This window comes from Alicyclobacillus acidocaldarius subsp. acidocaldarius Tc-4-1 (genome assembly GCF_000219875.1).
GTDB classification, from domain to species: domain Bacteria; phylum Bacillota; class Bacilli; order Alicyclobacillales; family Alicyclobacillaceae; genus Alicyclobacillus; species Alicyclobacillus acidocaldarius_A.
In genome coordinates, this window is the sequence record NC_017167.1 from 2,062,365 (window position 1) to 2,075,676 (window position 13,312).

A 13,312-nucleotide genomic window follows, 5' to 3' on the forward strand; every position below is an offset into this window, starting at 1 on the left:
ATGCTCTTTACGGAGAAGTGGAGGTGCTGTCCAGTGGCAGACCGCAAAAGTCCGGCTCCGAGCGAAGATGGCGTATTCCCTGCGACGTGGTACGCGGTCTGTTTCTCCGCCCAGATTACGCGTCGCAGACCGCTTGCCGCGCGCGTCGCCGGGCGCGATCTCGTCCTGTTTCGCAATGCATCCGGGCGTGTTCACGCGCTCAGCCGCTACTGCACGCACCGGGGCGCGGATCTCGCGCTCGGCCGCGTGGAAGGCGCGCACCTCGCGTGTGCCTACCACGGATGGCAGTTCTGCGGCGACGGCCGCTGCACCCGAATTCCCGCCCATCCGGATCGACCCATTCCAGACTTCGCCCACACGCGCGCCTATGCCACGTGCGAGTTAGCCGGCATAACTTGGGTCTACCTCGGCGGCGAAGCGCGTCCGCCGGAGTTGCGCGTGTTCTCGGAACTCACGGACGGGTCCTATCGGCTGGTGCCGTATGAAGATGTGTGGCAGGCACACCTCACCCGCGTCGTGGAGAGCGTGCTCGACGTCGCCCACCTGGCGTTCGTTCACCGCAAAACCATCGGGCGCCGCACGCCGGCCGCCATCCCACGCCTGTCGTTTGAAACGGACGGAGGAAATCGCATCCTCATCCGCAACGGCGGCGGCTTGCTCGAGTACTGGTTTCCGCAGATGTGGATTCTGCGGCCAACCGAAGGAAGGGGTGGTTTCCTCAACTTCGTCACCTTCACGCCCGTCGACGAGGAGACCACGCGCATCCTCGGTTACGCCGGCCGCACCTTCGCGCGATCCGTCCCTGGCATGGACGCCCTATTTCGGCGCTACAGCCTGCGCGTGCTCCGCGAGGATCAGCGCGTGGTCGAGAGCCAACACCCGAGACCCATCCCGGAAGCGCTTCGGATGGAGGCGCACGTCCCGGCAGATGCGCCGCAGGTCCGCTTCCGCCATCGCTGGTATCGGTTTCTGACGGGTGATGAGCCTCGCGTGACGGTCGAGCATTCCGATTCCTAAGGCCGTCGTGTTCTGGACGGTGAGTCGGGTTCCACCTCAGAGCGCCGGGCAGCCCCTCCCGCGCGCGTGCGCAATGCGATGGCCCGGCGCCCACACCGCCTATTCTCCGCGGAAATGTGGCTTGCGCTTTTCCGCGAACGCGGCAAGCGCCTCCAGCCGATCCGCCGTCGGCAGAACGCCCTCATACGCCGCATCCTCCATGGCAAGCCCCGTCGCCAAATCGACGTCCAGGCCGCGATCGATGGCCCACTTCGCCTGGCGCACCGCGACCGGCCCGTTTTGGGCGATGGAACGGGCCAGCGCTCGCGCGGCGTCCATCGCGGCCTCGCGCGTATCCGCCACCTCGAGCAGGAGGCCGAGCTCTCTCGCGCGCTCCGCGTCGATGCGCGCGGCCGTGAAGATCATCCACTTGGCCCACGTCGGCCCGATGAGGCGAGCCAGCCGCTGCGTCCCGCCCGCCCCGGGCACGATGGCGAGCGACGTCTCCGTCAGCCCAAGCCGAAGATCGCGGGTGCCGATGCGGAAGTCGCACGCCAGCGCCAGCTCCAGCCCGCCACCAAACGCGAATCCGTGCAGGACCGCGATGGTCGGCTGCGGCAGGCGCGCGACGCGATCAAACGCCTCGCGCGTCAGGCGCACGTTGCGCCGCACCTCGTCGGGCCCCAAGCCGCGCCGCTCCTTCAGGTCCGCGCCCGCGCAGAACCCCTTGCCTTCCCCGCGCACCAAGACGGCAAGCACGCCGCGGTCGTCCGCGATTTCGCGCACGGCATCTTCCAGCGCGCGGAGCAGCGCGTAATTGAGCGCGTTCATCGCATCCGGCCGGTTCAGGACGAGCTCCGCGATCCCGTCGTCTCCCCTGTGCCACACAATCGGCTGTTCCACCGCCGTCTCCCCCCCTCAGACCGGGTACACCGGATGCTTCCGGTGACCGAACGCGACCGATTTCCCTTCGTACATCGCAAATCGGCGGATGAGTTCGTCCCGGAGTTCATCCGCGTCCACGATGTGGTCCACCACGAGCTCGGAGGCCAAGCGGTAAATGTCGATGTCGCGCCGGTACTCCTCCCGCTTCTCCTTCACGAACGCCGACCGCTCGGGCTCCTCCAGTTCCGCAATCTTGTTGGCATAGACCGCGTTCACGGCCGCCTCCGGTCCCATGACGGCGATCTCTGCGGTGGGCAGCGCGATGCAGGCGTCCGGCTCAAACGCAGGCCCCGCCATCGCGTACAGCCCCGCGCCGTACGCCTTGCGCACGATCACGGAGATCTTCGGCACGGTGGCCTCCGACATCGCGGCGATGAGCTTGGCCCCGTGGCGAATGATGCCCTGGCGCTCCACCTTCGTTCCAATCATGAACCCGGGCACGTCCGCCAGGAAGAGGAGGGGGATGTGAAAGGCGTCGCACAGCGCAATGAAACGCGCCGCTTTGTCCGCGGAGTCGACGAACAGCACGCCACCCTTGACGCGCGGCTGGTTCGCGATGATGCCGACCGGCCGACCGGCGATGCGCGCGAGCCCCGTGATGATCTCCTGCGCGAAAAGCGCCTTGACTTCAAACCACGAGCCCTCGTCGATCAGCCGATCAATGAGGTCGTACATGTTGAACGGCACGTTCGGGTTCTTCGGGACAATCTCCGAGGCCCTGCGCGGTGACGGCGCCGGATCGCGCGGATCTTCCATGGGTGGACGCCCGAGGTACGAATCCGGCATGTAGCGCAGGTACCGCCTGCAGGCCTCGATGGCGCTCGGCTCGTCAGGCACGAGCACGTCCCCGCACCCGCTCACGGTGCAGTGCATGCGCGCGCCGCCCATCTCTTCGAGCGTCACCTTTTCCCCGATGACCATCTCCGCCATGCGCGGCGAGCCCAGGTACATGCTCGCGTTGCCTTCGACCATGATGACGAGATCGCAGAAGGCGGGAATGTACGCGCCGCCAGCCGCAGACGGGCCGAAGAGCAAGCAGATCTGCGGGATGTGACCGCTCAGGCGAACTTCGTTGTAGAAGATTCGCCCTGCGCCTCGCCTGCCGGGAAACATCTCGACCTGGTCCGTGATGCGCGCGCCGGCCGAATCCACGAGATAGATTAAGGGGATGTGCAGCTTCTCCGCAGTCTCCTGGATGCGGAGGATCTTCTCGACCGTCCGCGCGCCCCAGCTCCCCGCCTTGACCGTGCTGTCGTTGGCCATGATGGCGACCTTCCGCCCGTGGATGCGCCCGATGCCGGTCACCACGCCGTCGGCCGGCAGATCGTCCGCCGCGCAGTTCGCATACAGGCCGTCCTCCACCTCCAGGCCGTCATCCAAGAGCAGCCTGAGTCGATCGCGGACAAACAGCTTGCCCTGCTCTCGGTTTTTCTCGTGATACTTCGCCGCGCCGCCAGCCATTGCGCGCGCTCGCATCTGTTCCAAACGCTCGTCCGCCACGGCGTCAACCCTCCCTCACGTTGCCTGACACGCGCTTCTCGCCACTTGGCGCGCGTGGCTCGACAGGGGCTTCTTAAGCTTCCCCTCCAACCAGGCGACGACGTCCAGATACCGCTCGGCGTCGACGCCCGTCTCCGCGCCTATGCCATGCAAGAGGTACAGCACGTCCTCCATGGCCACGTTTCCAGACGCGCCTGGCGCGTAGGGACAACCGCCGAGCCCCCCGATGGATCCATCAAACTGCCGCACCCCCGCGACAAAGCCCGCGTAGAGGTTGGCGATGGCCATCCCGCGCGTGTCGTGGAAGTGGAGCGAAACGCGATCCAGAGGCACGATGCGCTCCACCTCGCGCACGACCTCCGCCACCTGCGTGGGTACCGCCACGCCGATGGTGTCGCCGAGCGCCACCTCGTCGACGCCCAGCTCCAGCAGGCGCTCGACCACGGAGAGGACCTGCGACACCGGCACTTTACCTTCGTACGGGCAGCCGAAGACGGTAGACACGTACCCACGCACCACGAGCCCCTCCGCCTTGGCTCCCTCGATCACGGGGCGCAACACGGGATACGTCTCCGCGATGGTCTTGTTGATGTTCTTCAGATTGTGCGACTCGCTCGCCGACATGAACACGTGCACGGCGTCCACCTTCGCCGCCAAGGCTCGTGCGAGCCCGCGCTCGTTGGGCACAAGCGCGGACAGCTCCACGCCGGGCCTGCGCCGAATCCGCGCGAACACCTCGTCGGCGTCCGCCAACTGCGGGATCCACTTCGGATGCACGAAGGAAGAGACTTCGATGAATCTGACGCCCGCATCCATCAGTCGCTCGACGAGCTCCACCTTGATCTCCGTGGCGATCACGCCCGGTTCATTCTGCAACCCGTCCCGCGGCCCGACCTCGCGCAGCCACACGCGTTCTCCCATGCCATCGCCCTCTTCCGCATCAGTCTTCCAGTCGGACAAGATCGTCTCCCTCGTTAACAAAATCGCCCTCGTTCACGAGCACTTCAACCACCACGCCGGCCTGTTCGGCCGGAATGGGGATCTCCATCTTCATCGACTCCAGCACGACGACGTCCTGCCCCGCCTCGACGCGTTGGCCCGGCTGAGCCAGCACGCGGAGCACGATGCCCGCCATCGTTGCCTGCACAGTTGTCATGACGCACCCTCCTCAGCGCTTCCCCCAGGATTCCAGAAAGTCGGTCGTCGTGTCGCCGGCGGCGAACCGATCCGAGGCGATGATGGCCCGAAGCAGCGGCAGGTTCGAGCGGATGCCTTCGATGACATACGCGTCAAGCGCCTGCTTCATGCGATCGATGGCCTCAGCCCGGTCCCGGCCGTGGGCGATGAGCTTGCCGATCATCGGATCGTAAAACGGCGTGATCTCCGAGCCCGATTCCACGCCCACATCGTTGCGAATGCCCTCGCCTTCAGGCAACACCATGCGCGCAATGGTGCCTGGGGACGGCAGCATCTTCTCGGGATCTTCTGCGTACACCCGGCACTCAATCGCGTGGCCGTCGCGCCGGATGTCGTCCTGCCCAAACCCGAGCGGCTCGCCGGCGGCGATGCGAAGTTGCCATTCGACGAGATCGAGCCCGGTGATCATCTCGGTGACAGGGTGTTCGACCTGCAGGCGCGTGTTCATCTCGAGGAAATAAAAATGCTTCTCCTCATCGACGAGAAATTCGAGCGTGCCCGCATTCTCATAGCCGATGGCCCGGCAGATAGCGAGCGCCGCCTCTCCCATCCTCCGCCTAAGCGCCTCGTCGACAAACGGGGACGGCGCTTCCTCGACGACCTTCTGATGACGCCGCTGGATGGAGCACTCGCGCTCCCAAAGATAGACGCCATGTCCATGCCCGTCGCACAAGACCTGGATCTCCACGTGTCGCGGCCTTTGCACGCGCTTCTCGAGGAACATCTCCCCGTTGCCGAAGTACGCCTTGGCTCGCGCGGAGTTTGACGCGAACGCCTTGCGCAGCTCTTCCTCTGAGTTCACCACCTGCATGCCGATCCCGCCGCCGCCGTACGACGCCTTGAGCATGACCGGATAGCCGATCTCGGCCGCGATGCGAACCGCCTCCTCCACGCTCGCCACCGCGCCCTCGCTCCCCGGCACGACGGGAGCTCCCGCGCGTTTCACCGTCTCCCGCGCCGCCACCTTGCTGCCCATGGCCGCAATGGCTTCGGGCGAAGGCCCGATGAAGCGGATGCCCCGTTCCATCGCGGCTCGCGCAAAATCGGCGTTTTCGCTGAGCAGTCCGTAGCCCGGGTGAATGGCCTCGGCGCCAGTCTGCTCGGCCGCATGCAGGATGGCCTCGATGTTCAGGTAGCTCTTCGCGACCGGGGCCTCGCCGATGCGCACGGCCTCGTCTGCCTCGCGGACGTGAAGCGCTTTCTCGTCCGCGTCGGAATAGACGGCGACGGTCGCGATGCCGAGGCGCCTGCAGGTGCGAATGATGCGCCTTGCGATCTCGCCTCGATTCGCGATCAACACCTTGGCAAACATGCCGTCCCCTCCTAACAGCCCAGCTGGCGCGCGATCACCAGGCGCTGAATCTCCGACGTGCCCTCGCCGATCTCGATCAACTTCGCGTCGCGATAGTGCCGCTCCACCGGGTATTCGCGCATGTAGCCATACCCGCCCAAGATCTGAATCGCCTGCTCGCACGTCCGCGTGCACATCTCGGACGCAAACAGCTTGGCGTACGACGCCTCGAGCGTGTACGGCCGGCCCTGATCCTTCAGCCACGCGGCCTTCATCACCGCATTACGCGCGAGATCGATGTGCATGGCCATGTCGGCGAGCTTGTGCTGAATCGCCTGGAACTTGCTGATGGCCTGCCCGAACTGGACGCGCGTCTTGGCGTACGCGAGAGCCGTCTCAAACGCCGCCCGCGCGATCCCGACCGCCAGAGCCGCGATGGCGACGCGCCCGCCGTCCAGCGTCGAGAGAAACTGCTTGAACCCGGCATTCAGCGGCCCGAGTAGGTTCTCCTTCGGGACGCGGACGTGATCGAGAATCAGTTCCACCGTGTTGGACGCCCGCATGCCCAGTTTCTCATACGGCTTGCTCACGGAGAAGCCCTCGACATCCGTCGGCACGATGAACGCGCTGATCCCGCGCGACGCCGGATCCGTCACCGCGGTGAGCACAACGTACTTCGCATAGCCGCCGTTCGTGTTGAAGATCTTGTTGCCCGTGATGACCCATTCGTCGCCCTCCAGGACAGCCGTCGTCCGCGTCCCTCCGGCGTCCGATCCGGCGGCAGGCTCCGTCAGGCCAAACGCGCCGAGCGCCTCGCCGCGCGCCATGGGGACGAGGTACTTCTGCTTCTGCTCCTCCGTCCCGTAGAGCAGAATCGGCGTGCACGCCAGCGACACGTGCGCCTCGTAGCTGAGCCCCGTTCCGCCACAGGCGCGCCCGATCTCCTCCACCGCCAGGCAATACGAGATCATGTCGGCGCCCGCGCCGCCGTATTGCTCCGGGATGGGCAGCCCGAGAAAGCCGAGCTCGCCCATCTTGCGAAACACCTCGATGGGAAAGTGCTCGGTCCTATCCCACTCCGCGGCGTGCGGCGCGATCTCGGCCTCCGCAAACTCGCGAACCGTATCTCGAATCATCTTTTGTTCCGGGGTGAGATCAAAGTCCACGCGGTCTCTCTCCCTTCGCTCTCACCTTTCACTGTAGCCGAATAAGCAAGCGCTTGCAATCAATTTTGAAACGCACAGTTTGCCACAATCGCTAGGGATGCCGCCATTCCTTTCCGATCGATTCGATCATTCACCGCCCGGCGCCCGCTCGCGCAGATCGTGCAAAAGCCGTTCCACGACCTCCCAGTCCTCCAGGCCGGTGACGTCTCCCTTCACTTCGCCGGTCTGCAAAATCTCGCGCAGCATCCGCCGCAGGATCTTGCCCGATCGCGTCTTCGGCATCGCTTCCACGAAATACACGCGCGCCGGCCGCGCAAACGAACCGATGTCCGCCACGACGCGCGCCTTCAGTTCCGCCTCCAGGTCGCTCTTTGGTTCCCACCCGCGCTCGAGGGTCACGAACGCCACCGGGACCTGTCCCTTCACGTCATCAGGCTCGCCCACGACCGCCGCCTCCACCACGGCCGGATGCTGGATGAGCGAACTCTCCATTTCCATGGTGCTGATGCGGTGGCCCGACACGTTGATCACGTCGTCGACCCGGCCGAGCACCCAGAAGTGGCCGTCTGCATCCCGCACCGCGCTGTCGCCGGTGAAGTAAAGGCCTGGCATGCGCGAGAAGTACGCGTTCAGATAGAGGCTTCGATCGCCGTACACGTCGCGTGCAAGAGACGGGAACGGACAGCGGATGACAAGGTATCCAGGCACACCGTCCGGCACCTCTCGGCCCTCTTCATCCACCACGGCGAGATCGTGCCCAAAGAACGGCACGCCGCACGAGCCGGGCTTCATCGGCACCGCGCCGGGCAACAGCGCGAGCGGCGTTCCACCGGTCTCGGTCTGGCCCCAGGTGTTGTTGATTACAGCGACGTCACCGCCCACAACGCGGCGGACCCAGTGCCACGCCTCGGGATTGAATGGCTCTCCGACCGACACCAAGAGCTGAAGCGACGACAGGTCGTATTGCCGCGCGATGTCCTCGCCGTGTTTCATCATCATCCGATAGGCGGTGGGTGCCGAGAACAGTTTGTTGACGCGGTATCGCTCGATCATCTCGTATAGCCTGCCCGGTTTCGGCCAATCGAGCGCGCCCTCGTACAGGAGGGTCGTGGTGCCTAAGGCGAGGCCGCCGACCAGGACGAAGATGTGGGATGTCAGCCAGCCGATGTCCGCTGTGTTCCAGTACACGTCCTCGGGTCGGAGGTCGAGCTGGTACTTCGTGTACGCGTAGGTTCCGAGCAGAAATCCTCCGCCGGCGTGGACGATGCCTTTGGGGCGACCGGTGGTCCCGCTCGTGAAGATGAGAAACGCAGGCTCGTTCGCCTCCAGCAGGGCCGGCGGGCAGTCCCGGGATGCGCCCTCGACGAGCGACTCAAAGTCGAGATCGCGCCCCGGCGTCATCGGCGTGTCGAGATCCGGCAGGCGTCGGTAGACGATCACGTGCTCCACCGTCTCCACGCCTTCAAACGCCCGATCGACGGTTTCCTTCAACCGCAGCACCTTGCCGCGCCTGAGGCTGCCGTTGGCACAGATGACGGCCTTCGCGCCGCACCGCACAATCCGCTCGCGCAGCGCCTCGGCGGAGAACCCCGCAAACACCGTGTTGTAGAGCACGCCGATGCGCAGACACGCCAAGAGCGCGACGTAGGTCTCGATGAGATTCTGCATGTACACGCAGACCACGTCGCCCTGGCGCAGCCCGAGATCTTGGAGCGCGTTCGCAAACCGGGACACGGCATCCTGGAGCTGGAGGTACGTGACGCTGCGGCGCTCGCCGTCCTCCCCCTCGAAGAAGAGCGCCACCTTGTTTCGGTACATCGGATGCTTCGCGTGCCGATCCACGCAGTTCTCGCAGACGTTGATGTAGCTGCCGGGAAAAAACTGAAAGTCGGGAAGCTCGCCCGCGATGACCGTCTTCCCGCGCTGCTGCCAGACCAACTCGTCGGCGATCTCGTCCCAGAATGCCGCCGGATCGTCGATGGACGCCTGATATCTCGCCCGGTACTCTTCGTAGCTCGAGAGATACGACCGAGCCGCGTAGGCCTCCGGTGGCGGGATCAGCCTTGCGTTCGCAATCATGCTCAACACTTCGTCTGCCACGAGGATCCCTCCTCAGGGTGATGGCCGCGCCCGTTTGTCAACGCGAAAGGCGTTCCACGACCATGGCGACGCCCTGTCCTCCGCCGATGCACAGCGTAGCGAGGCCGAAACGGCCGCCTCGGCGCTCGAGCTCGTACAGGAGCGTGACCAAGATGCGCGCTCCGCTCGCGCCGATGGGGTGACCGAGCGCGATGGCGCCGCCGTTCACGTTCAACTTGTCATCCGGGAACGACAGCTCGCGAGCCACCGCGAGCGCCTGGGCCGCAAACGCCTCGTTCGCCTCGATGAGGTCGAGGTCGTCCACGGAAAGCCCGGCCCGGTTGAGCGCCCGGCGCGTCGCCTCGATGGGACCGAGGCCCATTACGCTTGGGTCAAGACCGACGCTCGCGTAGCTGACAATGCGCGCCATCGGCTTCACGCCAAGCTCCTCGGCGCGATCCCGGCCAAGCACCAGCATGGCGGCCGCGCCGTCGTTGATGCCCGAGCTGTTGCCGGCGGTCACGGTGCCGTCTGCCTGAAACGCGGGCCGCAGTTTCGCCAACGCCTCATACGTCGTGTCGGGGCGCGGATGTTCGTCGCGGTCGACCAAGGCCGGATCGCCCTTCCGCCGCGGCACGGAGACGGGCACTATTTCTTCTTTGAAGCGGCCTTCCTCCATCGCTTCCTTGGCGCGCATCTGGCTCCTGAGGGCGAAACGGTCCTGATCCTCCCGGCTGATGCCGTGGCGGTTCGCCACGTTTTCGGCGGTGACGCCCATGTGGATGTCGCAAAACGCGCACCAGAGGCCGTCCCTGATCATGCTGTCGACGACTTCGCGATGGCCCATGCGGTAGCCGTCGCGCGCCCCTGGAAGCAGGTACGGCGCGTTCGACATCGACTCCATGCCGCCCGCCACCAGGACGCCCGCGTCCCCAGCGCGGATGGCTTGCGCCGCGAGCATGACCGACTTCAGGCCGGATCCGCACACCATATTCACCGTCGTCGCCGGGATGTCTTCGGGGATCCCCGCCCGCATCGCGGCTTGCCGCGCGGGATTCTGGCCGACGCCCGCCTGGAGCACGTTGCCCATCACGACTTCGTCCACCGCTTTCGACTCAACCCCTGCGCGCCGCAGCGATTCCCGGATCACGGCCGCGCCGAGATCCGGCGCCGAAAGCAGCGAGAGACTGCCCTGGAACGTTCCGATGGGCGTCCGCACGGCCCCTGCAATCACTACGTCTTGCACATGCCATCCCTCCTGATGTAGCCCGTGATCACTCGACGTCCATCACTCGAACACCCTCGGACGGGATGTGGAGTTCGGGTTCGGTGATGCGCTGCACCTCTTCCACGGTGTGGCCGGGCGCCACCTCACGCAAGAGAAGCCCTTGCTCTGTCACGTCCATCACGGCGTAGTCCGTGATGATTCGGTGCACCACCCTCCGGCCCGTGAGTGGCAGGCGACAGGTCTTCAGGATCTTCGGCTCGCCATTCTTGTTCACGTGCTCCATCGTGACCACGACGCGCTTCGCGCCGTGGACGAGATCCATCGCGCCGCCCATCCCCTTGACCATCTTGCCGGGGATCATCCAGTTGGCGAGATCGCCAAATTCCGAGACCTCCATGGCGCCGAGGATGGCGATGTCGATGTGGCCGCCGCGCACCATGGCGAACGACTCCGCGCTGTCGAAGAACGCGGCGCCTGGCACCGCCGTGACCGTCTCCTTGCCCGCGTTGATGAGATCCGGATCCTCCTCGCCCTCGTAGGGATAGGGGCCGATGCCAAGCAGACCGTTTTCGGAATGAAGCATCACCCCGCGGCTGGGATCGAGGTAGTTCGCCGCGAGGGTCGGCATGCCAATGCCGAGGTTCACGTAGTCGCCGTCGCGAATTTCTTGAACGGCCCGCCGGACGATTTGATCGCGCGTGAGCGGCATCCACCATCACCTTTCCTTTCACAGCGTCATGCCTGAGGACGCGGCCGGACAGTCCGCCGCTCGATCCGCTTGATGGGGTTCGGATTCACGACAATCCGATGCACGTAAATGCTTGGCGTATGAATGAAGTTGGGATCCAACTCGCCTGGCTCCACAAGTTCCTCCACCTCGACGATGGTGACCTTGGCAGCCGTCGCCATCACCGGGTTGAAGTTGCGTTCCGTCTCGTGATAGATGACGTTGCCGAGCTTGTCGGCCTTCCAACCCTTGATGAGCGCAAAATCCCCAGTGATGGCCCGTTCCAGCACGTACTCGCGCCCGTCGAACGCCCGCACGTCCTTGCCCTCGGCGACGGTCGTCCCAACGCCGGTGGCCGTGTAGAACGCCGGGATGCCCGCGCCGCCCGCGCGAATGCGCTCGGCTAGCGTCCCCTGCGGAACGAGTTCCACCTCGAGCTCGCCGTTCAAAAACAGGCGCTCGAACGTCTTGTTCTCGCCGACGTAAGAGGACACCATCTTGCGGATCTGCCGCGTCTGAAGCAAGATGCCAAGCCCCCAGTCGTCCACGCCGCAGTTGTTGCTGACGCAGACGAGATCGGACACGCCCCGATCTCGCAGAGCCTGAATGAGTGCCATCGGAATGCCACACAGCCCGAAGCCGCCGACAAGTAGCGTCGCGCCATTGGGAATGTCTGCGACTGCCGCCTCTGCCGACTCATACACCTTGTTGGAACCCATGAACCTCACTCCTCTTCGACCAAGGCGCGAGGCGCCGTGGTGCCTCCAGAACGAGTAAGCGTTTTCATTCTAACAGAAGCGCGAGGAGGCGCGCTAGACCGAAGGAGGCAGCGTTCCGCGCCCCGAAGTGACGTCCCGGCAAGCTCGAGTCCGCGGCGCGGCTCTCGCGGAGAGCCGCACCTGGCCTTGGCACCTCGGCGCCTCACACGGGCCGCACCGCATCGAGGAAGTTGCCGCGGAACAGCCTTTCGGCCACGCCCCCGATCTCGTCGCGCGTCACGCGCCACCCTTCCTCGGCCAATTTCGTATACTTGTGTACCAATACGTCCACTGCGAGCGCACGGGCGTTCTTCCACTTGTACACCAGGTGTTCCAAGACGCGCGCATCCGAGTGCTGCAGGACGAACGTGGGCCCCAGGAGTTCCAGGCGCATCGCGGAAATCTCGCGCGTCAGCGTGTCCGTGTTCACGAACCACCAGCAGCCGAACGGGATCACGTTCGCAAACTTGCGGGCCAATACGACGAGCTCGTGCTGATCCCCGCGCGACAACACTGTAACAAAGAAGCGTACATCGGGGTTCGAGGCGGCGAGGCGCTCGACTGCCGCGAGGTTCGCCCGTCCGCTGGCGTCGCCTGCCTCCCTGAGCCTTGGGTTCACCTGCCTGCGCACCCCTATCATGAGCGCAAGGGGCAGGCCATTCGCGCGACAAGCCGGCAGGATGCACGCGTCGAGCACGCGCCCGGGGGCCTCTTCGCTCGGGTAGGTGAATTCGGGCGGCGCCGAAAATGCCAGGTACACAGGCCGCATTCGGCCAAACCAGTCCTCGAGAAAGCGGCGCACCTCGGCGAGATCGGGCGCGTCTGCGGACTGAGACACGAAGACGCCCGCATTTGCGAGACGAGTCCGAAGGGCGCCCCAGTCCCCGAGAAAGGAGTCCAGGCGCAGCGCAGCAAGAAAGCGCGGATGAACGGGATCTCCCGCCAGCCAGTGCGCGCGTTCGGCGGGATCGAGTGGATCGTTCGTCATGACCACCTGATCCACTCCCGCGAGTTGAAACACGCGTTCGGCGTATGGCTCGCTCGGCTCGTGCTGCAGCGCTTCCCGAAGCCCTTCGATCCCGTCCTGTTGCAGATCCACGCCGAACGCCTGGGCGATGGCCACCACGCCCATCGCCGCCTCAGACAGGGGACTCGTGCGGGCAAAGATCTGCTCGTACACCCACGCCGCCTGTTCCCGAAGGGGCAGTCCGTAGAACCACTCCGGTGAGCGGCCGCCCGCGCGGATGGCTTCCGCGATCAGGTAATGATAGGTGAGGACGTGATCGGCACCGGAGCGCCAGAGCGAGGAGAACGAGGGCGGAAACAGGTGCGTGTGCATGTCGACAACCCGGACTCGATCGACGGCTTCCCGCACCCAAGTCGAGATGGATGGTTCCATGGGCACACCTCCTGGCCCGATTGTAT

Annotated in this window: 12 protein-coding genes; 1 reads left to right on the top strand and 11 read right to left on the bottom strand. The window is 65.2% G+C overall.

Annotated elements, in window-relative coordinates; genetic code table 11:
- Positions 1 to 33: 33 nt before the first annotated feature.
- Entirely contained in the window at positions 34 to 1,017 is a 984-nt protein-coding gene (locus TC41_RS09965) for an aromatic ring-hydroxylating oxygenase subunit alpha (protein ID WP_041695310.1), read from the top strand.
- A gap of 99 nt (positions 1,018 to 1,116) precedes the next feature.
- Here TC41_RS09965 and TC41_RS09970 read toward each other — a convergent pair whose 3' ends face one another.
- The 11 genes from TC41_RS09970 to TC41_RS10020 all read right to left on the bottom strand — a co-directional run bounded on the left by TC41_RS09970 (position 1,117) and on the right by TC41_RS10020 (position 13,286).
- On the bottom strand, positions 1,117 to 1,899 hold the full coding sequence (locus TC41_RS09970) for an enoyl-CoA hydratase-related protein (RefSeq protein WP_014464922.1): 783 nt from the start codon (positions 1,897 to 1,899) through the stop codon (positions 1,117 to 1,119).
- A 15-nt stretch (positions 1,900 to 1,914) separates the two neighbouring features.
- A complete protein-coding gene (locus tag TC41_RS09975; protein WP_049784426.1) occupies positions 1,915 to 3,417 on the bottom strand; it encodes an acyl-CoA carboxylase subunit beta in 1,503 nt (500 codons plus the stop codon).
- 39 nt (positions 3,418 to 3,456) lie between these two features.
- The gene (locus TC41_RS09980) at positions 3,457 to 4,362 is read right to left on the bottom strand and encodes a hydroxymethylglutaryl-CoA lyase (protein ID WP_014464924.1); all 906 of its coding nucleotides are present in this window, start codon (positions 4,360 to 4,362) and stop codon (positions 3,457 to 3,459) included.
- Between the two features lie 19 nt (positions 4,363 to 4,381).
- Complete coding sequence (locus TC41_RS16885) at positions 4,382 to 4,597, bottom strand: acetyl-CoA carboxylase biotin carboxyl carrier protein subunit (RefSeq protein WP_041695311.1); 216 nt, start codon at positions 4,595 to 4,597, stop codon at positions 4,382 to 4,384.
- A gap of 12 nt (positions 4,598 to 4,609) precedes the next feature.
- Positions 4,610 to 5,950, bottom strand: a complete 1,341-nt coding sequence (locus TC41_RS09990) for an acetyl-CoA carboxylase biotin carboxylase subunit (RefSeq protein ID WP_014464926.1) — start codon at positions 5,948 to 5,950, stop codon at positions 4,610 to 4,612.
- 11 nt (positions 5,951 to 5,961) lie between these two features.
- The gene (locus TC41_RS09995) at positions 5,962 to 7,095 is read right to left on the bottom strand and encodes an acyl-CoA dehydrogenase (RefSeq protein ID WP_014464927.1); all 1,134 of its coding nucleotides are present in this window, start codon (positions 7,093 to 7,095) and stop codon (positions 5,962 to 5,964) included.
- 126 nt (positions 7,096 to 7,221) lie between these two features.
- A complete protein-coding gene (gene acs / locus TC41_RS10000; protein ID WP_014464928.1) occupies positions 7,222 to 9,195 on the bottom strand; it encodes an acetate--CoA ligase in 1,974 nt (657 codons plus the stop codon).
- 37 nt (positions 9,196 to 9,232) lie between these two features.
- On the bottom strand, positions 9,233 to 10,420 hold the full coding sequence (locus tag TC41_RS10005; RefSeq protein WP_014464929.1) for an acetyl-CoA C-acetyltransferase: 1,188 nt from the start codon (positions 10,418 to 10,420) through the stop codon (positions 9,233 to 9,235).
- Positions 10,421 to 10,448: 28 nt separating this feature from the next.
- Positions 10,449 to 11,111, bottom strand: a complete 663-nt coding sequence (locus tag TC41_RS10010) for a CoA transferase subunit B (RefSeq protein WP_014464930.1) — start codon at positions 11,109 to 11,111, stop codon at positions 10,449 to 10,451.
- A gap of 26 nt (positions 11,112 to 11,137) precedes the next feature.
- Positions 11,138 to 11,848 carry a CoA transferase subunit A gene (locus TC41_RS10015; protein ID WP_014464931.1) on the bottom strand — a complete coding sequence of 237 codons (711 nt, stop codon included), beginning with the start codon at positions 11,846 to 11,848 and terminating at the stop codon, positions 11,138 to 11,140.
- A 202-nt stretch (positions 11,849 to 12,050) separates the two neighbouring features.
- Positions 12,051 to 13,286, bottom strand: a complete 1,236-nt coding sequence (locus TC41_RS10020) for a hypothetical protein (protein WP_014464933.1) — start codon at positions 13,284 to 13,286, stop codon at positions 12,051 to 12,053.
- Between the last annotated feature and the right edge of the window lie 26 nt (positions 13,287 to 13,312).